This is a genomic window from Pedobacter sp. ASV12 (assembly GCF_016429155.1).
GTDB lineage: Bacteria > Bacteroidota > Bacteroidia > Sphingobacteriales > Sphingobacteriaceae > Pedobacter.
Window position 1 is genome coordinate 1 of the sequence record NZ_JAELUC010000009.1, and the last position, 22,549, is coordinate 22,549.

The window sequence follows — 22,549 nt, forward strand, 5'->3', positions numbered from 1 at the left end:
CCCCCCCCCCCCCCCCCCCCCCCCCCCCCCCCCCCCCCCCCCCCCCCCCCCCCCCCCCCCCCCCCCCCCCCCCCCCCCCCCCCCCCCCCCCCCCCCCCCCCCCCCCCCCCCCCCCCCACCTTTTAGATGTGTATAAGAGACAGGTTGCAAACTATCCAAAGGGATGTTCACCGCACCTTTTACACTGCCCGAAGCAAACTCTTCAGGACTACGAACATCTACCAAAAATGCTCCGTTATTAATTGTTTCAGCTAATATGGTGTTGTCTGGAGTACCAAACAGCAATGAAAAAAGTCCCATTTTATATTGTTTTACCTTCGTTTGCAACCCATTCCTTCATACCGCCCGAATAGTTCTTGACCATATCAAAGCCGTTTCTCTTCAAAATAGAGTAGGCAATTGCAGACCTGTCGCCACTTTGGCAATGGATAATTACTTGTTTATCCCTGCTAATTTTATCCAAATTATCTTGTAGCGTACCCACAAATGCATGTACTGCGCCCTCAATATGGCCCTCATTATATTCGGTTAAACCACGTACATCCACAATTTGCACATTATCCAGGCCTACATAGGCTCTAAATGTTTCCAAGTCAATTACATCGGCAGTTTGTAGCTCAAGGTCTAAACCTCCAACACCATTCACGAAGCCATAGCTATTGTCTAGGCCAATTCTCATGAGTTTTCTGGTAATTTCCTCCATTTCATCAGCTTTGGCAACCAAGATAAATTGCTCTTGGTAATTTAAGAACCACCCTGCCCAGGTGGATAGGCTGTTATTATGCTGGATGTTGATACTGCCAGGAATAAAACCTTTGGCAAAATCTACTTTGTTACGTGTGTCGATAACTTTGATCCCATCCTTATACGCCTGTAAAAATTGTGCTGAACTTAGTTCGGGGTGCTTCGGTATTTCGACCAAAAGCGGACGGCTTACCTTGTTCAAGTACTTCATCATGGCAAAGTATTTTGGAGGCTCAGGTTGTCCGGCCAATAAATAGTCTACAAATCCCTTCTCGTCATTTGGGTATTGGAAGGCCCAATTTCTTATTTTTTCATATCCTACGGTTGAGCTTGGCACAGCGCCCAAAGCCTTACCACAAGCAGAACCTGCACCGTGGCCGGGCCAAACCTGCACAAATGCGGGCAGCTCGGCAAAACGCCGAATAGATTCGTACATTTGCTTTGCACCCTTTTCCTGCGTGCCAATTAACCCCGCTGCTTTTTCCAATAAATCAGGGCGACCAATATCTCCAACAAAAACAAAATCTCCGGTAAAAATCATTACAGGTTCGGTAGTCGCTGGATGATCGGTCAATAAAAAACTGATACTTTCTGGCGTATGCCCAGGTGTATGCAACACCTCGAATGTGAGGTTGCCCACCTGAATTTGATCGCCATGTTTTAATCCGATGTGATCGAATTGATATTGCCAATCTGAACCGCCTTCGTCCGATAAGTAGAGTTGGGCACCAGTTACCGCGGCCAACTCTCTTGATCCTGTCAGGAAATCGGCATGGATATGGGTTTCGGTAATGTGCGTAATTTTAAGATTGTTTTGTGCCGCAATTTCAAGATACACATCCATATCACGTTGTGCATCAATTACAATGGCCTCGCCTTTAGCTTGGCAACCAATTAGAAAGCTTGCTTGGGCTAAGCTCTTATCATATACGTGTTGAAAAAACATAATGTTAGATTTTATTTACAAAGGTGCTACGCTCAATTTTTCTGTACAGCTACTTTGGTTACATAAGCGGGATTATTTCAATATCGTTTCTTTAATTAGGATATAAATACCCATTACCAGCACAAACCAGCCGAATGCAGGCTTTAATTTTTTGCCATCTATCTTAGTTGATAAATACGCCCCAATAAAAATCCCTACCGTCGCAAACAAGGTTACGGCAAGCAGAAATTGCCAATCTATTGGATAATGGCCCAATGAAAAACTAAAGCCTATTAATGAGTTTACGGCAATGATAATCAAGGAAGTGCCAATTGCCGTTTTTATGGGCAATTTTAAAAGGTTAACCAATGCAGGAATGATTAGAAAACCGCCACCTGCACCAATAAGTCCGGTAACCATACCAACAATCACACCTTGCCCAATTATCCAGGCCGTGTTGGCAGGTTTAGTCATTGCATCGCTCTTTTCCCTGCCCTTCCTGATCATGCTGTAGGAGGCGAAAACCATGAGCAACGCGAAAAATACCATGAGCAAAACAGATCTGCTAATTCCAAGATCTCCAACATTCATTACATGTTCAGGAATGGCAGGAAGAATGTAGTGACGGGTTAAAAAAACAGCGATTATTGAGGGGATACCAAAAAACAGCGCGGTTTTACCAGCTATAAATCCTTTTTTAAAATAGGATGCAGAGCCCACTAAACTGGTAGAGCCCACTACAAAAAGCGAGTAGGTAGTCGCCAAAACGGTATCGACGCTAAACAGGTAAACCAATACAGGCACCGTTAAAATACTGCCACCGCCGCCAATTAGTCCGAGTGAAATGCCGATAAGTATTGAAGCCGAATAGCCTGTAATTTCCATTGCCCTGATTTGATAATTTCAAAGCTAGCTCAAATCAAATCCGGCTACGGTTACTTTAGTTACACAAGGATAATTTTATTTCTGCCTAACTGCACTACACCATGGTCTTCCAATTGTTTCAATAGGCGAGAAATGACCACTCGTGCGGTACCCAATTCGTTTGCCAACTGTTCGTGTGTAATGGTAATGGTCTTGTTATGGATTAATTCAGCTTTCTTATGCAGCAGGTTTAGCAACCTTTCATCCACTTTCTTAAAGGCAATGGCATTTACAATTTCCAAGAGTTCTTCAAAACGTTTATGGTACAAGCGGAAAATATAGTCTAGCCATTGTGGATATTCTTTGATAAAAAGAGAAACCTTATCTATCGGAAGAAACAAAATCTCGGCATCTTCTTCTACTTCGGCTTTTACCTTGCTGGTTTCGTTGTGCATACCGCCTAAAAACGACATGATGCAGCTTTCGCCAGCTTTGATATAATACAATAAAATCTCTCTGCCGTCTTCTTCCGTTCGTATGACTTTCATACTTCCTTTGATTACAATAGGAATGGCTCGGATGTAGGCATTTTCGTTCAGAATAATACCGCCAGCCTTATATTTTTTCAGGATGCTATTCTGATACAATTTAGCAATTAGTTCAGGCGACGACTTAAACTCTTCAATTTGTTCAAGATTTTCCATATGTAGTAAATGTAGGAATTTATAATGCAAGGGAGATTACATATTTCTCTAATGATCTAGTAGCAACAAACTATTACGCCATCGTTCATCCAAACCAAGCCAAAGGCATAATTCTTCCTGAAGAGTAAGCAAAAAAGTATATTGACTTCATTTATTTCTTTTTAGAGCAGGTATTTAAACTAAAGCGGCTTTGAAATTTTTGGAGGCTTTACACCGTATGATGTGCGGACATTGGCTCGAACCAAAAATCTGCGCGAAGAGCTGATCAACATGTTTTTAAAAAAACATCAAAAAACAGAAAAGCCTCTAACGATTTCGCTAGAGGCTTTCAGCTCCCGAAGCTGGGCTCGAACCAGCGACCCTCTGATTAACAGTCAGATGCTCTAACCGGCTGAGCTATTCGGGAGTACCGGTTATCCAAAAACGCCTTGTTGCATATGCTTTGAACATATACCCCTGTTCGTTTTGGGAATGCAATATTAGGGCTTTTAAATTATTTATGCAATATTTGCAGTGAAAAAATTTTAAAAAAATTACAACTTAACAGATATGAGCCTGATAATCATAGGTACTGTGGCTTTCGATGCCCTGGAGACCCCTTTCGGAAAAACAGATAAAATTGTAGGTGGCGCGGCTACTTATGCCAGTTTAGCTGCTTCTTACTTCTATAACAAGACCAAAATTGTAGCCGTTGTTGGTGATGATTTCGGACAAGACAATATCAATATCCTGAACCAACATGGTGTTGATACCGAAGGCCTACAGGTTAAGGAAGGCGAAAAATCCTTCTTTTGGAGCGGCAAATACCACAACGACATGAACAGCCGCGACACCTTGGTTACCGAACTGAACGTGCTGGAAAATTTCGACCCGATCATCCCCGACAGTTATCAGGACTGTGAGTATTTGATGCTGGGCAACTTAACGCCGCAAATCCAACAAACTGTAATCAAGCGCTTAAAAAACCGCCCGAAACTAATTGTATTAGATACCATGAACTTTTGGATGGACATTATGATGGATGATCTTTTGGAGACCATTAAAATGATCGACGTATTGACCATTAACGATTCTGAAGCCCGCCAATTATCAGGTGAATACTCTTTGGTAAAAGCCGCCAATAAAATCCTGACCATGGGCCCAAAATACCTCATCATCAAAAAAGGTGAGCACGGCGCATTATTGTTCCACGAAGACAAGATCTTCTCGGCTCCTGCCCTGCCACTGGCCGATGTATTTGATCCAACCGGTGCCGGCGACACTTTTGCCGGAGGCTTTATCGGCTACCTGGCCCAAGTAGGCACCGTAAACTTCAACAATATGAAAAATGCCTTGATTTACGGTTCGGCCCTTGCTTCTTTCTGCGTAGAAAAATTCGGCATCGAACGCTTATTGGAGCTCGACAAAAAAGCCATTGCCGAACGCCTGCAACAGTTTGTCAACCTAAGCAGTTTCGAGATTATTCAGGAGTAATGAAGTTAAGAGTTGAAAGTTGGTCTAATGGTCAGCTTTCAACTTTGCACTTTCAACTTTTTTCACTTCAACGTGCCCACCACAGTAAATTTCTCAAAAACAGTTTCTGTATGTGGTGCGTCGGCCAATTCGGCGGTCAGGTCCTGCCCAGCCCAATGTTCATAGTGCTTGCCGTTTTTCCACAGCCGACTTTCGCCCACATCGTAAATCAAACCCTTATAGGCGACCCAAATCTGGGGCTTATCCTGGCCATTGCGTAAGGCAAGCTGCGATCTGGTATAAGTTGGCAACTCCATTATTTGGCGACCCTTTTGCCAAAAAACTCCAATAAATATACGCCCAACAAAAGCATGGCCATGATATAAAAATGGCTTTCCAGCGGAATATCAACCATATTGATACCCAAGGTTTCCTTGCTATTATATAACAGGATGGGCAATTTGCCCATAATGCCAAAGCAGATATAAAAAGGCAGCAAACAAACCAGATAGGCCCGGTAAAAACGATACATAAACCTGATTTTGTTGAGGTATTCGACATAGAGCAACAAGACAAACAAGAGCGCAAAAACCACGATTGTATACCAATGACTGTGGCCAAAAAAGCCAAAAGCTATACAAAGCCCCAGTACCAGGTTGCTTACGGTTAGGCTAAACTGCTGCAGGTTGTTTTTAGGGAACCGGGCATTGAGGTATTGGTAAACATTGATGCCCAAAAAACTAAAGCCGAAACAGAAAAGAAAAAACTCTAGCGGAACGCCCCGATAGTAGACACCGACCACAAACTCAGCGTTAAATTGCCAGATGCCAAAAATATTGAAAATAACTCCGATTGCCGAAAAAACAATACCGGCCACCACTGCCGGAACAGCAGCGTTGTTCAGTTTTTTGAGCCTAAATGCCTTGCTATCCAGACAGAACGTCCAAGGAGCTAGAAAAAGAAAAATATCAAGACATAGAAACAGGTTCTTCATGCAAATGGGTTTAATTTCCGATAGCCAAAAGTAGGATTTTGCCCGCGTTTAACACATATCTTTTTTCTGTGGCAACAGGTTTAACAAAAAAAGGCCCCAAATATTGGAGCCTTTTCGTGTTTTGATAGGTATTTAGACCTCTGTTGCAGCCATGTCTTTGGCATATGTTTTCAGGTATTTCTTTAAAATGCCCCTGGCCACATGGATACGGGTTTTTACCGTACCAATAGGAATGTCCAGCTCTTCGGCAATTTCATGGTATTTATAGCCTTCGAAGTATTTGATGAAAGGCACGTAGTACTCGGGTTGCAAGGTGGCCAAGGCCTTGTGGATATCGCCCAACACAAATTTGCTCTCCACGGCATTTCGGGTTGCGCTGTAATGCAGGTTAGCCGAAGAAATGTCTTCGCTTTGCGTAATCAGGGTATTCGTTTTTACCATGCGCCTGTAGTTGTTGATAAACGTATTGCGCATAATGGTAAACAACCACCCTTTTAAATTAGTTCCCTCTTTAAATTTGCTGTAATAAGTAACCGCTTTAAGCAGCGTATCCTGCACCAAATCATTAGCATCTTCGATATCTTTTGTAAAATTTAAAGCAAATGACTGTAATGAGCCAGAATAATCATGCAATTGGTGGTTAAATTGAAGCTGTGTCATAGTTTTTAGGTTTTAAGTTTTAAAAAGAAACAGAAGCTTTGGAGAGTGGTTCGCCAACTGTTTATATCGACCTTTGTCGTACAACTATGATACCAAAAAAATGACCTCGATCTAATTTTTTAAAAAAACTTACCTAATGAAACAGAAACAGCCTTGTCACAAAATATTTACCTCGCGCTCCAGCGCCACGCCAAACTTGGCCTGTACAGCCTGAATGATTTGTTCTGAAAAATCATACACTTCCTGTCCGCTGGCCCCGCCATGGTTTACCAAAACCAAGGCCTGGTTTTTCCAGGTACCGGTACGCCCCACTACCATACCTTTAAAGCCGCATTGCTCGATGAGCCAGCCCGCAGCCAACTTGATTTTGCCCTCGGCTACCGGATAATGCACCACTTCGGGGAATTTTTGGACAAGTTGCTTAAATTGCTCGGGTTCAATTACCGGGTTTTTAAAGAAACTACCCGCGTTGCCAATCGTTTTGGGATCGGGGAGCTTGCTTACCCTGATGTGAGAAACCACCGCCGAAACATCGGCGATGCTCGGATCAACGATATTTCTTTTTTCCAATTCGGCATTAATGGCGCCATAATGTGTGTGCAACTGTGCAGTTTGGCTCAGGTTAAAGCCTACTTTAGTAATGATGAACTGGCCTTTAAGCTCATTTTTGAAGATGCTATCGCGATAGCCAAACGCACAATCGGCATAACCAAAGGTTTTGATTTGGCCGGTTGCGATTTCGAAGGCACTGCACCACGCAAAAACATCTTTCAGCTCTACGCCATAAGCCCCGATATTCTGGATAGGCGACGCCCCTACCGTGCCCGGAATCAGGCTGAGATTCTCCAATCCGGCAAAACCATGGCTTACGCAATAGTTAACCAAATCATTCCATACTACGCCTCCGCCGGCACTTACGCTTACTTGGCCACCTGCTATCTCATGGCTAATGCCCTGAATATCCATTTTAACTACTAATCCATCAAAATCGTGCGTAAACAGCATGTTGCTGCCGCCACCCATCACCAAAAGCCTTTGTGTTTTAGCCAGAGGATCGGCAAATACAGCCCGCAGCTCGTCTTCGCTGGCAACGGCCACAAAGTAGCGGGCCTTTACCTCGATGCCAAAAGTATTGTACGACTTTAAGGATACGTTTTCTTGAAAAATGGACATGGTTTTAGATTAGACAGCAAAGGTATACAAAAAGGCCGACGCGTTAAACTTCGTCTTCCACTTCGCGTACCACATTTTCGATCCTGCGATCTGGAATAAGCCAAATCAGGGCTACGAGTACAAAAAGGCCACCTGAAATCCAGGTCGAAACATACGCCAACGGGATCGCTAAAATATAACAGGCCGTAGAGAGCTTGCCTTTCAAATCGCTGCCTACGGCTTTGGCCAACAACGATTCGTTACCATGGTGCTTCACCAGTACCGACATCAGTATAAAATAAGCGATAGAATTCATCAACAAAACGCCGCCGTAAACGGCAACCGGCGCGGCAGCGAAATGGTTTTCGCCCATCCATGCGGTGGCAAAGGGAATCATGCTCAGCCAAAAAAGCAGATGTAGGTTGGCCCAAAGCACCGCTCCGTTTACCCGGTTTACGGCCGTAAACATATGATGGTGGTTGTTCCAATAAATACCCACATAAATAAAACTGAGTACGTAACTTAAAAAAACAGGCAACAAGGGCACCAAGTCTTTCAGTTCGCTTTTCTCATGGGGCACCTTGAGTTCCAACACCATAATGGTAATGATAATGGCAATTACGCCATCGCTAAACGCTTCTGTTCTTCCTTTTTTCATCTTGCTTTTTTTATAGTTTCGAAGATAAGAAAAAGCTTAAAGCAAAAAACCGGTTCGGCTTGCGGTTCGGTTGTTTTTTTAACAGGAAGGCGAGCCTGAATTGCGGCCGCCAACACTTAGGGAGAAGCCGTCAAGGCCGAACCCGCTAGCACCGAACCTAACGAACTCCTCTTTTCACCTGTCCAAATCCTCCGTTCACCGAAAAAAGCTAGACCAATGTTTGGCAATTGCCTTTTTTTGCTTCATGGAATTAAATACAGACTTGACCCTCATCGAGGAAATAAAAATTTTAATAAGGAAACTTTGGAATTAAAAAAAGTTTCCATAGTTTTGCGCCATTATTTGAAAGGTGAAAGTTGGAAGTTAGAGAATACATCATTGCAGAAGCAGACAAGCTTTTTTGCCAATTTGGCTTTAAAAGTGTAACCATGGACGATATTGCCAAACATTTGGGCATGTCTAAAAAAACGATCTATCGCCATTTTAGCGACAAGGACGAACTGGTAACTATTCTGATCAGCGAGAAGATCAGTACGCAGGATTGCATGGCAAAAGACACTGCCCAAAATTCGGAAAATGCTATTGACGAGATTTTTTTCGCCATTAACAGTACCAATGAGATGCTGGCCAATATGAACCCCAAGCTTTTCTACGACCTGCAAAAATACCATCCCAAAGCCTGGATGATATTTAGGGAGTTCAAAGAAAAGACTCTACGCGAAACGATTTACAAAAACCTGGAGCGTGGCATCAAGGAAGGGCTTTACCGCGACGATATCAATACCGATATCCTCACGCAGCTGCGCCTTGACCAGGTTGACCTTATTTTTAGTCAGCATGACCAATATACCATGAACAAATACAACCTTGCCCAGATTATGGTAGAGCTTACCGAACATTTTTTATATGGCGTATGCTCTTTAACTGGCTTAGGGCACATTTATGCCAGCAAGCTCAAACTCAAGACGGAGGTTCCGGCAGCCGCCACTAAAATTTAAATTCATTAAACCCAAAATAAAACAATTATAACATGCTTAGAATAAAAAAGGCAAAACTCATCCTACTCCTGCTCGCAGGCGCAGTTTTGCCACAATTGGTAAACGCGCAGCAGCAGCTTACCCTAAAGGATGCCTTAACCTTTGCTTTGCAGCACAACAGCAACATGCGCAAGGCACGATTGGATATTGAAGGCGGACGCTACAAGGTGGAAGAAGTAAGGGCACAAGCCCTGCCTCAGCTTACAGGCACCGCCGGCTTAACCTACAACCCCATTATCGGGCAACAGGTTGTCGATTTTGGTGGCCAGTTGCAAACGCTTAAGTTCGGACAGAAATGGAATTCGTCGGCAGGCGTTCAGCTCTCGCAACAACTGTTTAACCAACAGGTTTTCACAGGCTTGCAGGCGGCGAAATCGAGCGAGGAATACTACAACTTAACTGCTCAATTAACCGAAGAACAGCTGATCGAACTGGTAGCCAACAACTACTATCAGGTATTGGTAACCAGGCAACAACTGGAAGTGATTGACAACAACATCAAAAATGTGAAGGTAGTCGAAAACATCGTTAACGTTCAGTATAAAAACGGCTTGGCCAAAAAAATCGATGTAGACCGCATCAAGGTAAACCTCACCAACCTCAATACCCAAAGAGAGCAGGTGATTAACGGGATTACCCAATTGGAAAACCAGTTGAAATACGCGATGGGCATGCCGGTTGCCACAGCAATCATCCTACCGGCAACCGAGCTTACGCAGGTAAGTACCTTGCCACAGCTAGCAGATGCCGTAGACTTGTCTAACCGTACAGAAATTAAGCTTTTGGACAATCAGGACAAGCTTTTGTCTTTGCAAAGGAAAGCTTATGTATCAGAATATTATCCTACATTGGCTTTAACAGGCAACTATACCTATTCTAGCCAGAGCAAAAGTTTCGACTTTTTAAACTCGAGCAGTTCGGCTATTGGTTTTGGCTCTTCGGCTGTGGGACTAACACTAAGGGTACCTATTTTTAACGGCTTCCTAACCCGTTCTAAGGTCCGTCAGGCCGATGTAGCCATCAAAAAGGCCAAGGAGGACAGAACCAACACCACCAACGCGTTAAACCTGGCCTACGAAAATGCCAAAATCCAATTGCGCGACAACCTGGCTACCATCAATGCGCAACGCAAAAATGCCGAGCTGGCCCAGGAAATCTACAAAAGCACACAGAACAACTATAACAACGGACTGGCTTCGCTAACCGATTTGCTGGAAACAGAAAACTCGTTAACCCAGGCCCAAAACAGCTATACACAGGCATTATTAAATTATAAAATTGCCGAAATACAATTAATCAAATCAAACGGAAATATTAAATCGCTAGTCCAATAACAGAAATGAAAAGAGTAATAATCATAATCGTTGTCATTGCTGCCGCACTTGCGGCAATAGCCCTGGTTCTTAAGAACAACAAAAAGAAGAACGACGCCAAAACTGCCTTCATTGCCGAAGGTGGCGGCGCGGTAGCTGTTCGCGTGGCAACTGTAGAAAAAAAGGTGGTAGACCTTGATTTTAATGCAAACGGAAACTTTGCCGCCAACCAAGAATTGAACTTCCTTTCTGAAAATGCTGGTCGCGTAAGCGCCATTTACGTCAAAGAAGGCGATCGCGTAAGCAAAGGACAGGTTTTGGCCCGCATTGATGCCGAAATTATCAATACCGACAGGGAAACAGCCGAAGCGGCCTACCAAAACGCGTTGAAAGACGAAGCCAGGTACCAAAGTTCGTATCAAACCGGTGGTGTAACCCAACAACAGCTTGACCAAGCCAAATTGGCTACCAGGAATGCACAGTTGCGCTTGCAGGCTTCGAAAAGAAGACTGAACGATGCCAGCATCAAATCGCCAATCAACGGTATCGTTAACAAAAAATATATTGAAGTAGGTGCTTTTGTAACCGCTCAAGGTACCCAGTTGTTCGAATTGGTTGACGTTTCAAAACTCAAACTGAAAGTAAACGTAAACGAAGCACAAGTAGCCAACCTTAAATTAGGCGACCGCATCGATATCAAATCAAATATTTTCCCAACTGAGAAATTCAGCGGCAAGATTACTTTCATCGCGCCTAAAGCCGATGCAACCTTGAACTTCCCGATCGAAATCGAAGTGGCCAACAACACCAAAAACAGCTTAAAGGCCGGCATGTACGGCACAGCTGTTTTCAACTTCCCGCAACAAGCTCCTAGCATCCTTATTCCACGTACCTCGTTCGTGGGCAGCGTAAGCAGCAACCAGGTTTTTGTGTTAGACAAAGCCAGCAATACCGCCAAGGTACGCAATGTGGTAAGCGGCCGGATTTTGGGAGATAACGTGGAGATTTTGGATGGCTTGGCTGCAGGCGAAACCGTAATTACCAGCGGACAGATCAACTTGGCCGACGGCACTGCGGTAAGCATTGTTAAATAAGCTAAAAATTGCATTTACAAATCGCTTGCGCCACTAAACGTATGCATTATTAAAACAAAATGAAGATTACAGACATATCCATAAAAAGGCCCTCGCTGGTGATTGTGGTTTTTACCGCACTTACCCTCCTGGGGCTATTGAGCTACTTTTCGTTGGGCTATGAGCTATTGCCAAAATTCTCCAACAACGTAGTATCCATTTCTACCATCTACCCCGGCGCTTCGCCAAACGAAGTAGAAAATACCGTAACCAAGAAAATCGAGGATGCGGTATCATCGATGGAGAACATCAAAAAAATAAACGCAGTATCGTTCGAAAGCTTGTCGACGGTAACCATTACCCTAACCGACAAGGCTAATATAGACGTGGCCCTGAACGATGCGCAACGTAAGGTAAATGCCATTCTGGCCAATTTGCCCGAAGATGTAAAAACGCCTTCGCTAAGCAAGTTCTCGCTCGACGATCTACCGGTAATCACCATGTCTGCCTCTGCCAACATGGACGATATTACCTTTTACGATCTGATCGACAAACGGATTGCCCCGGTAATTTCGAGGGTAAATGGTATTGCCCAGGTAAACCTGATTGGTGGCTCTGAGCGCGAAATACAAGTAGCCTTAGATGCCAACAAGCTCCAAGGCTATGGCCTTTCGGTGCCTCAGGTGCAACAGATGATTTTATCGTCGAACCTCGATTTCCCTACCGGAAGCGTAAAAACACAGAACCAAGATGTATTGATCCGTTTATCGGGAAAATACCAAAGCATTGACGAAATGCGCAACTTGGTGCTAACCACCACCAAAAGCGGTACGCAAATCCGCCTTGGCGATGTTGCCGACGTGCAGGATGCCCAAAAGGAAACCGAGAAACTGGCCCGTATCAACCGTAAAGGGGCTATCGCGATCCAAATCATCAAACAAAGTGATGCCAACGCGGTAGAAGTAAGTAAAGGCGTACATGCCATTATCGAAAAGCTGAAAACCGAATACAAAGCCGATAATCTGGATATTAAGATCGTAAACGACAGTTCGATCTTTACCCTCGAATCGGCAGATGCGGTAATTCACGATTTGATGCTGGCGGTAGTGCTGGTGGCTTTCGTGATGCTTTTCTTCTTGCACAGCATCAGAAACGCAGTTATTGTTATGGTGTCTATTCCGGCTTCCCTAATTGCTACGTTTATTGGTATCAGCCTCTTTGGCTTTACCCTCAACCTGATGTCGCTTTTGGGTCTTTCCCTGGTGGTAGGTATCTTGGTGGATGATGCCATTGTGGTACTGGAAAACATCCAACGCCACATGGAAATGGGCAAAAACAAAGTGAGGGCAGCCTCAGATGCCACGAGGGAAATCGGCTTTACGGTAGTTTCCATTACCTTCGTAATCGTAGTGGTATTCTTCCCTATTGCGGTAAGTACCGGCTTGGTATCTAACATTTTGCGCCAGTTCTGTATCGTGGTAATTATTGCCACCTTGCTATCGTTGGTGGCTTCGTTTACCATTGTGCCTTTGCTTTTCTCGAGGTTCGGTAAATTGGAGCGTATCGAAGGCAAAAATATGTTCGGCCGTTTCATTTTATGGTTCGAAAAACAGCTCAAAAAATTCACGCATTGGGTTACTTCTATCCTAACCTGGTCGCTAAACCATAAAAGACGTACTATTTTTGCGGTAGTTATCCTATTTGTTGGCGCCATGTATTTAGCCGGAGCCGGATTTATCGGAAGCGAGTTCTTCCCTAAATCAGACAAGGGCGAATTCCTGGTACAGATCGAATTGCCCAAAGATGCTTCGTTAGAGCAAACCAACTTTTACACCCAAAGAGCCGAAGCCTTCTTGCAGAAACAGCCTGAAATTACCCAACTTATTACAACGGTTGGCCAATCAAGTGGCGATTTCGGTGGCACGCAGGCAACGGCTTATAAATCGGAGATTAACGTAAAATTGGTTGAACGCGACCAGCGCAAAGGGGTATCATCTGATATTTTTGCCACCAAAATGAGCCGTGCCTTAGCCAAAGAACTGGTGGGCGCCAAAGTAAAAACCGTTCCGATCAGTATTTTGGGTATCGCCGAAAATGCACCTATCCAGCTGGTGGTTATGGGCTCTGATTTGGATAGTGCCTTGAAATATGCCGAAGGTGCCCAAAAAGTACTGGCGGGCATTCCGGGTGCGACCGAGATTAAATTATCGGTAGAAAAAGGAACACCAGAAATCAACGTCAAAGTAGACCGCGATAAAATGTCGGCCTTGGGCCTAACCCTGCAAACCGTAGGAGGAACCATGCAGACTGCATTTAGCGGCAACACCGATGGCAAGTTCAGAAAAGGCGAGTACGAGTACGACATCAACATCCAATACCAGGATTTCAACCGCAAAAGCGTAGACGACGTGCGCAACCTGATTTTTGTAAACGGCGCCGGACAGCAGATTAAGCTTTCGCAGTTTGCCACCATTACCGAAGGATCCGGACCAAGTCAGCTGGAGCGTTTAAACAAATCAACTTCGGTATCGGTAAAAGCGCAATCTATTGGTAGGCCTACCGGAACTGTAGTAGCCGATTTCCAAAAGAAACTGGAAGAATTACAGAAAAACGGCAAGCTGAAAGCGCCAGTTGGCGTGAGCTATACCTGGGCCGGCGACCAAGAAAACCAGTCGGAAGGATTTGGTACCCTGGGCATTGCCTTATTGGCCTCGGTTATTTTGGTATACCTGATTATGGTGGCGCTTTACGATAGCTTTATCTATCCGTTGGTAGTGATGTTCTCGTTGCCGTTGGCCTTTATCGGTGCCTTCTTGGCCCTAGCCTTGACCAACAACTCGATCGGTATCTTCACCATTTTAGGTCTGATCATGCTCATGGGTTTGGTGGCGAAAAACGCGATTATCCTGGTCGATTTTACCAACCACATGAAAGCCGAAGGCAAATCGACCATCGAGGCCTTGGTACTAGCCAACCACGCCCGTTTAAGGCCGATTTTGATGACGACCATCGCCATGATTTTCGGTATGCTTCCAATTGCATTGGCCAGTGGTGCCGGTGCCGAATGGAAAAATGGTTTGGCCTGGGTTATTGTAGGCGGCTTGACCAGTTCGCTCTTCTTGACCCTGATTGTTGTACCGGTAGTTTACCTGATTTTCGATATGATGCTAGATAAACTGGGTTTCAACAAAAAAGGCAAATCTATTGAGGAGCTGATGGTAGAGCCTTACGACCATAAAGACGTACACGAGTACGACTTGGATCATTAATACACTCCCCAAATTATATACTTTTAGTTTTGAAAGGAGCCGAGAATTCGGCTCCTTTTTTTATGTGGCTAAGCTTCGCCTGATATTCTTCATCATTCAGATTGGTATGCTTCACCAACGGTTTCTATGCATCTAACTTGTGGGCAAAGCATACCAACAAAAGCCACTTCATTTCTGATGTGGCTGGTGCTGGTTAATATCGTAGCCCATACTGGTGTTCTCCACCAACGAATTTGCGCATTGGTTATCACGCCAAAAAGATACCCCCTCCTTCCCACACCCCATCCCTTACCTCCATTCACCTACCCAAAACCGCCATTTGCCGACTAGGCCATATTTAATTATTGACTAATAACTTCTTTTGTGCTGTAAAGGAAGAGCAGCTGAAGACAGGGAACTATACTGGAGATAAAATGTTTTTCAATGGAAACTTTTAGTTTAAAAAAAGTTTCCATAGTTTTGATTATGTAATTTTCAAGAAAGGGTACAGATTGGAAATCAAAGAATACATAATTAAGGAATCGGATAAACTTTTTTGCCAATTTGGCTTTAAAAGCGTAACCATGGACGATATCGCCAAGCATTTGGGCATGTCCAAAAAAACCATTTATCAACATTTTAGCGACAAAGACGAGCTGGTGAACATTCTGATCAGCGAAAAAATAGGCACTCAGGATTGCGTGGTTAAAGACGGAGCCAAAAATTCGGAAAATGCAGTTCACGAAATATTTTTCGCTATGAGCAACATTAACGAACTCTTGTCGAACATGAACCCCAAGCTCTTTTACGACCTGCAAAAATATCACCCCAAAGCCTGGCTGATCTTTAGGCAGTTTAAGGAAAAAACATTGACAATGGCCATAGCCCATAATTTAGAACGTGGCAGAAAAGAAGGTTTGTACCGGAGCGAAATCAACGTAGACATCCTTACGCAGATGCGCCTCACACAAATAGACCTGCTTTTTAACCAGCACGACAATTACACCATGAACAAATACAGCCTTGCCCAAGTGATGATTGCCATAACCGAACACTACCTTTTTGGCGTATGCAACCCAAAAGGCGTAGAACTTATTCATTTTTACCAACAGAAAAAACCCATACAAGCGTAAATGATATGAAACCACAACTTTACATTTTACTTTTTTGTCTGAGTTGGATCATCCCAGCCCAAGCCCAGCAAAAAGATACCACGGCAAGCTTCAGTCTGCAGGAGGCCATCTCCTTTGCATTAACCCATCAGGCTGATGTAAAAAATGCCAAAATAGACGAGCAAATCGCGGCAAATACCGTTAAAAAGACCTTTGGCATTGGCCTGCCCCAGGTAAGCGCAAGCGCCGATTTTAACGACTTCCTCAAAGTGGCCACCAGTTTAGTACCCGCCATCTTTTTTGACAAGGATGCGGCTCCCGGAACTTTTATTCCAGTGCAATTTGGCGTAAAGTACAACTCAACAGCAGGCATTAATGCCAGTCAGCTGCTTTTTGACGGCACCTACCTGGTAGGGTTAAGGGCATCGAAAACCTATAAAGAGCTCAGCACCAAAAACAGTGCGCGGACCCGAATTGAAACCGCCGTTGCGGTTACCAAAGCCTATTATTCTGTTTTGGTAAGCGGCGAGCAGCTAACATTGCTAGATGCCAACATAGCCAGCTTAAAAAAATCGCTCAACGATACCGAGGCCATGTTCAAAAATGGTTTTGCCGAAAAGATCGATGCCGACAGGCTGAGCGTACTTTACAATAATGCGCAAACCGAAAGGGAAAATGTAGTGAGGATGCTGGCCTTAAACCTTAACCTGCTGAAATTTCAGATGGGATTAACCGTAAACAGCAACCTAACGCTCAAGGATAAAATTGGTGAGATCAATGTAGATCAAGTACCTGTTTTAAGCGATAGCAGTGCCTATCACAAAAGGATTGAATATTCGATCCTGCAAACGCAGCTCAAACTGAACGAGTTGGATGTAAAAAGATACAAAAGCGCATTTTTGCCTAGTTTATCGGCATTCGGCAGCTATTCGCTAAGTTTCCAAAACGACAGGTTTGCTGATTTGTACGACAAGAACTTCCCTACATCGGTAATCGGCCTGAAGCTTTCTATTCCGATCATTTCTGGTGGCCAAAAACTTTACGACGTTAGAAATGCAAAACTGGAGGTACTTAAAACCCAGAACAACATCAACAACCTGGCGAATTCGATCAATCTGGAAGTTTCGCAAGCGCAGACCAACTTCGTGAACGGCCAAAAATCGCTTCAAAACCAAAAAAGGAATATGGCCCTAGCCCAAGAGGTATTGCGTGTAACCAAAATCAAGTATGAACAAGGCGTAGGCTCCAACCTGGAGGTAACCACCGCCGAAACCTCGCTTAAAGAAGCCCAAAACAACTATATCAATGCTTTATACGATATGCTCATCAACAAGGTAAATCTGGATAAGGCCCTAGGAAACATCAATTATTAAACCTTACAAAACCATCACATAATGAAAAGAGTATTATTCATTTCAGTAATTGCCATTTTGGCCGCCTGCTCCAAGCCAAAAGACAAAAAAGCAGAACTAGCCGAGCTCAAGCAAAAACGCGCAGAGCTTGATGGCCAAATTGCCAAATTGGAAAAAGAAGTAGGTGGCAAAGATTCGTTGGCCACCAAAGACGTAACGGTTTACGACGTGAAATCGGCCCCTTTTTACAACTATATAGAAATACAGGGCAAAGTTGATGCCGAGCAAAACGTAGAGGTCAATCCCGAAATGCAGGGCATTGTAACTGCCGTTTATGTTAAGATTGGCCAAACCGTAAGCAAAGGCCAGGTATTGGCTCAGATAGACGACAATGTGTTGCGCCAAAACATTGCCCAACTGCAAACACAGTTAGATTTGGCCAACAATTTGTACAATCGCCAAAAAAATCTTTGGGACCAAAAAATTGGCACCGAAGTACAATACCTCAATGCGAAAAGCCAAAAAGAAGGCTTAGAACGCCAAATGAACGTGTTGCGTACCCAACAGGGGCAATTTAAAATCAAGTCGCCCATTTCGGGCAGCGTAGAGCAGATGGACCTGAAAGTAGGCCAGGCGGCCGCTCCGGGCATGCAAGCCATCAGGATTGTCAATGCCAACACCTTAAAAGCCAAGGCACAGGTTGCCGAAGCCTATTTGGGCAAAATTGGCCAGGGCGATAATGTAAGGGTAATCTTCCCTGATTTGCAAGACAGTTTAACCACCAAGGTATCATTCGCCTCTAAGGTGGTTGACCAGGCTTCGCGCAGCTTCAACATCGAGGTTAACCTCCCATCGAACAAAAAATACCGCGCCAATATGATTTCGGTATTAAAGGTGGTCGACTACTCAAATCCTAATGCCATCATCGTTCCGGTAAATGCCATCCAAAATGCCGAAAACGGAAAATATGTAATGGCTGTGGTTAACGGAAAAGCCCAACGTACCAACATCAGCATTGGCAGGACCATAGACGGCAAAACCGAAGTGCTTTCGGGCCTCAAGGCTGGCGATAAAATCGTAGTAACTGGGGTGGAAGACCTGAACGAGGGCGATCCGGTTAAATATTAATTAGAAAATGAATGAGTGATTCAATGAGTGAATTGGAATGTGGCGACTGATCCGCGGGCATTCAATCATTCAAAACTCAATCATTCAAAATTAAACCCTAAACAAATGAAAGACGTTAACAAAGAGTTTAAACCTTCGAGTTGGGCCATCGACAATAAAACGGCAATTTATATCATCACCATCATGATTTCGATTGCGGGTTTGTTTGCCTATAACTCTACGCCAAAAGAAAATTTTCCGGAAGTAATCATCCCGAAAATCTTTATACAAACCACCTACCCTGGTACTTCGCCAGAGAACATGGAAACCTTAGTAACCAAGCAATTGGAAAAAGAAATCAAGGGTACGCAGGGACTGAAGAAAATCACCTCCAACTCTTACCAGGATTTCTCGATCATCACGGCCGAATTTGGCACAGATGTGGATATCAAAGATGCCAAGCAACGCGTAAAAGATGCGGTTGACAAGGCCAAAACAGACTTGCCCAACGACTTGCCCGACGATCCTGTGGTGCAAGACATCAACCTGTCTGATTTGCCGATCATGTACCTGAACATTTCGGGCAATTTTGACTTGAAGAAACTGAAGGAATATGCCGACGACATCCAAGACCGTATCGAGGCCTTGCCAGAAATTTCGGGTGTTGATATTGTTGGGGCTTTGGATCCGGAAATCCAGATTACGGTTGACATGAACAAAATGGCAGCCGCGCAAATTACCTTTACAGACATCGCCAATGCGGTAGGTGGCGAAAACGTGAACGCCTCTGGAGGTACCGTAAAAATGGATGGCCTGCGCCGTACGCTGAACATCAAAAAAGAGTTTAAAAACGCAGAGCAGATTGCCAATCTGGTCATTAAAACCCCTACCGGGGCTGCTGTTTACCTCAGAGACATCGCCGAAGTAAAAGATGCCTTTAAGGAGCAAAACAGTTATGCGCGCCTGTATGGCAAAAACGTAATTACGCTGAACGTGAAGAAACGTTCGGGACAAAACCTCATTGAGGCTTCTGACAAAATCAATCAGATTATTGCCGATATGAAGGCCCACTCCTTACCCAAAAGCCTGGAAATCAAAATTACCGGCGACCAATCCGACCAAACTCGTGTAACCTTGCACGACTTGATCAACACGATTATCATCGGCTTTATCTTGGTAACCATCATCCTCATGTTCTTTATGGGGGTAACCAATGCCTTGTTCGTGGCTTTATCGGTTCCGCTTTCCATGTTCATCGCCTTCTTGTCGATGCCGTTTTTGGGTGGCTTGTTTGGTTTCAGCTTTACCATGAACATGATCGTACTCTTCTCTTTCCTACTGGGATTGGGCATTGTGGTAGATGATGCCATTGTGGTAATCGAGAACACCCACCGTATTTTCGATAACGGCAAGGTACCAATTGTTAAAGCGGCCAAAACCGCAGCCGGCGAGGTTTTCGTGCCTGTATTTTCGGGTACCCTAACCACATTGGCTCCGTTCTTTCCCTTGCTGTTCTGGCCAGGAATTATCGGCAAGTTTATGTTCTTTTTACCGGTTACGCTCATTGTTACCCTATTTGCCTCGCTGATTGTAGCTTATATCATCAACCCGGTATTTGCAGTCGATTTTATGGCGCATGATGACCATTCGGCCAATAAAAAACCACATTTTGATCAAAAAACCAGGAAAAACCTCTTGATCATGGGCATTATTGCCATAGCAGGTTATTTGATCAATATCGGCTTGGGCAATTTTGTGGTTTTCCTCGCCTTGCTGTACCTGCTTAACCATTTCTTCTTAACCAATGCGGTTAAAACATTTCAGAACAAGATTTGGCCTGGCTTCCAAAACCGATATGTTAAAGTATTGCATTGGGCAGTGGAGCATCCTAAAAAATTAATCTGGGGTACTTTCGGCTTGTTCTTTTTAACCCTGTTTGTTTTTGTTACCCTGGTAGGCACCGGCCGGCAAAAAATCATCTTCTTCCCTTCGGCCGACCCGAACTTTGTGTATGTATACGTAGGCATGCCTGTGGGTACCGACCAAGCTTATACCAATGAAGTGGTGCGAAACGTAGAACAAAAAGTAACCAAGGTATTGAGCAAAAACGGCAAGATAGATCCCGTAGTAACTTCTATCATTTCGAACGTAACCGTAGGCGTAACCGATCCGCAGGACGAAGACCAGGGCGAATACCCGAACAAAGGAAAAGTAACCGTTGCTTTTGTCGAATTTGGCAAGCGTAACGGCGTCAATACGGCTACCTACCTCGACAAAATAAGGGAAGCCGTTAAGGGTATTCCTGGTGCCCAAATATCGGTTGCCCAAGAGCAGGGCGGTCCGCCAACAGCTAAGCCAATCAGTATCGAAATTACCGGCGACAACCTGGATTCGATTGTAAACACTTCAGAAAGACTGAAAAAATACCTGGTGAACAAACAGATTGCCGGTGTAGAGGAGTTGAGATCGGATTTCCAGAACAACAAGCCTGAAGTCATTTTTGACATCGACAGGGAAAGGGCTAATCGTGAAGGCATTTATACGGGCCAAATTGCACTTGACTTGCGTGCGGCTCTATATGGACGTGAAATTTCCAAATTCAGAGATGAAAAAGAGGATTATGAAATCAACGTGCGTGCCAAAGACGACCAGAAAAACAACCTTGAGGTGCTCCGCAACATGAAAATGACCTATCGCGATATGGCGATGGGTGGACAGATCAGGCAGGTGCCGATTTCTTCTTTCACCAATATCGACTATGTGAATACTTACGGCGGCATTAAGCGCAAGCAACAAAAAAGGATCATCATCCTATCGTCAAACGTATTGAGCGATGCCAACCCTAACCAGGTGGTAGCCAACGTAGCCCAGGAAGTGGCCCAGTTTAAGGCACCAAGGGGCGTTGAAATCAGAATGGCCGGCGACCAGGAGGAACAGGCCGAAACGATGGGCTTCTTGTTAAAAGCATTTTTAATTGCCATAGGCACGATTTTGATCATTTTGGTAACCCAATTCAACTCCATCAGTAAGCCCATCATTATCTTGGTCGAGGTATTGTTCAGCTTGATCGGCGTATTGGGGGGCTGCATCCTCTTCAACATGCCGTTCTCAGTGATGATGTCGATGCTGGGTATTGTGGCTTTAATTGGCATCGTTGTAAGGAACGGTATTTTGCTGGTAGAATTTACCGAGTTGATGGTGAGCCAGGGCATGAGCGTAAAAGACGCCGTCATAGAGGCCGGTCGTACGCGTATGACCCCGGTATTGTTAACGGCAACAGCTACCATGCTGGGCCTAATTCCGCTGGCGGTTGGCTTAAATATCGACTTTGTGAAGTTGTTTACCGAGCTGAACCCGCACATTTATTTCGGCGGCGATAACGTAGCTTTCTGGGGGCCATTGTCGTGGACCATGATTTTCGGGCTGAGCTTCGCTACATTCCTCACCCTCATTTTGGTTCCTTGCATGTATATCGTGATGGATAAAAACTCGAGGGCCATTAAAGGCTGGTTCAAGAAAAAACCGGTGACAGAGGCCAACCATGAGGCAACTGATGAGGCAAGCGATTTAGCCGCACACTAAAACTCCCCATTCAATAACAATAAGCCCTTTAGTCTGAAAAGATTAAAGGGCTTTTCAATTAAATTTAACCTTTTCATCAAGTTGGCTAAACAAGAACTTTAGTATATTCGTATAACCAAAAACCACAAAAATGAACTATAAAAGTGCAATTAGTTGGTTCGAAATACCAGCTTCGGATTTAGACAGGGCGACCAAATTTTACGAAACCATTATGGGCATCGAATTGATCCCAATGGATATGGAAGGCATGAAAATGCGCCTGTTTCCGGTAGCAGACATGATGAACGACATTGGTGGGGCTATTGTTGACCGTGGCGATTTTTACAGCATCTCGTCAACAGACGGCGTACTGATCTATCTTAACGGAAATCCAGACGTACAACAGGCCTTAGACAAAGTAGAAGCGGCCGGTGGCAAGATTGTCGTTCCGAAAACAGAAATTAGTCCGGAATATGGTTTTATGGCGGTGATTATTGATACCGAAGGCAATAGAATTGGCTTGCATAGCGTACCTGCATCAGCTTAACCATCACCTAACCGTTTCTTTTCTAAAAGGACCTATACTTGCGAAG

At 44.4% G+C, this 22,549-nt stretch carries 19 protein-coding genes and 1 tRNA gene; 10 read left to right on the forward strand and 10 right to left on the reverse strand.

From position 1 onward, the window contains the following. The 5 genes from JHD69_RS04380 to JHD69_RS04400 all read right to left on the reverse strand — a co-directional run. On the reverse strand, positions 1-300 hold a 300-nt coding region (locus JHD69_RS04380), incomplete at its 3' end, for a rhodanese-like domain-containing protein (RefSeq protein ID WP_199137750.1). A 1-nt stretch (position 301) separates the two neighbouring features. After that, positions 302-1,690 carry an MBL fold metallo-hydrolase gene (locus JHD69_RS04385; protein WP_199137752.1) on the reverse strand — a complete coding sequence of 463 codons (1,389 nt, stop codon included), beginning with the start codon at positions 1,688-1,690 and terminating at the stop codon, positions 302-304. Between the two features lie 72 nt (positions 1,691-1,762). Beyond that, positions 1,763-2,554, reverse strand: a complete 792-nt coding sequence (locus JHD69_RS04390; protein ID WP_199137755.1) for a sulfite exporter TauE/SafE family protein — start codon at positions 2,552-2,554, stop codon at positions 1,763-1,765. 59 nt (positions 2,555-2,613) lie between these two features. Further along, on the reverse strand, positions 2,614-3,237 hold the full coding sequence (locus tag JHD69_RS04395) for a Crp/Fnr family transcriptional regulator (RefSeq protein WP_199137757.1): 624 nt from the start codon (positions 3,235-3,237) through the stop codon (positions 2,614-2,616). 332 nt (positions 3,238-3,569) lie between these two features. Further along, a tRNA-Asn gene (locus JHD69_RS04400) sits at positions 3,570-3,643 on the reverse strand. 143 nt (positions 3,644-3,786) lie between these two features. Between JHD69_RS04400 and JHD69_RS04405 the strand changes: the two genes are divergently transcribed. Continuing rightward, a complete protein-coding gene (locus JHD69_RS04405) occupies positions 3,787-4,710 on the forward strand; it encodes a PfkB family carbohydrate kinase (protein WP_199137759.1) in 924 nt (307 codons plus the stop codon). Positions 4,711-4,772: 62 nt separating this feature from the next. On the opposite strand, the gene JHD69_RS04410 is transcribed toward JHD69_RS04405, so the two are convergent. The 5 genes from JHD69_RS04410 to JHD69_RS04430 all read right to left on the reverse strand — a co-directional run bounded on the left by JHD69_RS04410 (position 4,773) and on the right by JHD69_RS04430 (position 8,153). Beyond that, entirely contained in the window at positions 4,773-5,006 is a 234-nt protein-coding gene (locus tag JHD69_RS04410; RefSeq protein WP_199137762.1) for a cytochrome b5 domain-containing protein, read from the reverse strand. Continuing rightward, the gene (locus JHD69_RS04415; protein ID WP_199137764.1) at positions 5,006-5,683 is read right to left on the reverse strand and encodes a lycopene cyclase domain-containing protein; all 678 of its coding nucleotides are present in this window, start codon (positions 5,681-5,683) and stop codon (positions 5,006-5,008) included. The genes JHD69_RS04410 and JHD69_RS04415 overlap by 1 nt, the downstream gene beginning before the upstream one ends. A gap of 132 nt (positions 5,684-5,815) precedes the next feature. Continuing rightward, the gene (locus tag JHD69_RS04420) at positions 5,816-6,343 is read right to left on the reverse strand and encodes an RNA polymerase sigma factor (RefSeq protein ID WP_199137766.1); all 528 of its coding nucleotides are present in this window, start codon (positions 6,341-6,343) and stop codon (positions 5,816-5,818) included. Positions 6,344-6,499: 156 nt separating this feature from the next. Then, complete coding sequence (gene murB, locus JHD69_RS04425; protein ID WP_199137768.1) at positions 6,500-7,516, reverse strand: UDP-N-acetylmuramate dehydrogenase; 1,017 nt, start codon at positions 7,514-7,516, stop codon at positions 6,500-6,502. Positions 7,517-7,559: 43 nt separating this feature from the next. After that, on the reverse strand, positions 7,560-8,153 hold the full coding sequence (locus tag JHD69_RS04430) for a TMEM175 family protein (protein WP_199137770.1): 594 nt from the start codon (positions 8,151-8,153) through the stop codon (positions 7,560-7,562). A 356-nt stretch (positions 8,154-8,509) separates the two neighbouring features. Between JHD69_RS04430 and JHD69_RS04435 the strand changes: the two genes are divergently transcribed. The 9 genes from JHD69_RS04435 (at position 8,510) to JHD69_RS04475 (ending at position 22,503) form a co-directional block, all read left to right on the forward strand. After that, complete coding sequence (locus JHD69_RS04435) at positions 8,510-9,151, forward strand: TetR/AcrR family transcriptional regulator (protein WP_199137771.1); 642 nt, start codon at positions 8,510-8,512, stop codon at positions 9,149-9,151. Between the two features lie 32 nt (positions 9,152-9,183). Then, positions 9,184-10,524 carry a TolC family protein gene (locus JHD69_RS04440; RefSeq protein ID WP_199137772.1) on the forward strand — a complete coding sequence of 447 codons (1,341 nt, stop codon included), beginning with the start codon at positions 9,184-9,186 and terminating at the stop codon, positions 10,522-10,524. Between the two features lie 5 nt (positions 10,525-10,529). Beyond that, entirely contained in the window at positions 10,530-11,597 is a 1,068-nt protein-coding gene (locus JHD69_RS04445) for an efflux RND transporter periplasmic adaptor subunit (RefSeq protein WP_199137773.1), read from the forward strand. Between the two features lie 59 nt (positions 11,598-11,656). After that, a complete protein-coding gene (locus JHD69_RS04450; RefSeq protein ID WP_199137774.1) occupies positions 11,657-14,845 on the forward strand; it encodes an efflux RND transporter permease subunit in 3,189 nt (1,062 codons plus the stop codon). Between the two features lie 491 nt (positions 14,846-15,336). After that, positions 15,337-15,957 carry a TetR/AcrR family transcriptional regulator gene (locus tag JHD69_RS04455; protein WP_199137775.1) on the forward strand — a complete coding sequence of 207 codons (621 nt, stop codon included), beginning with the start codon at positions 15,337-15,339 and terminating at the stop codon, positions 15,955-15,957. A gap of 5 nt (positions 15,958-15,962) precedes the next feature. Further along, positions 15,963-17,309 (forward strand): TolC family protein, encoded by a 1,347-nt coding sequence (locus JHD69_RS04460; RefSeq protein ID WP_199137776.1) that lies wholly within the window; start codon positions 15,963-15,965, stop codon positions 17,307-17,309. Positions 17,310-17,330: 21 nt separating this feature from the next. Further along, positions 17,331-18,416, forward strand: coding sequence for an efflux RND transporter periplasmic adaptor subunit (locus JHD69_RS04465; RefSeq protein ID WP_199137777.1), 1,086 nt, complete (start codon positions 17,331-17,333; stop codon positions 18,414-18,416). Positions 18,417-18,521: 105 nt separating this feature from the next. Beyond that, a complete protein-coding gene (locus JHD69_RS04470; protein ID WP_199137779.1) occupies positions 18,522-21,977 on the forward strand; it encodes an efflux RND transporter permease subunit in 3,456 nt (1,151 codons plus the stop codon). Positions 21,978-22,107: 130 nt separating this feature from the next. Then, a complete protein-coding gene (locus JHD69_RS04475) occupies positions 22,108-22,503 on the forward strand; it encodes a VOC family protein (protein ID WP_199137781.1) in 396 nt (131 codons plus the stop codon). Positions 22,504-22,549: the final 46 nt, after the last annotated feature.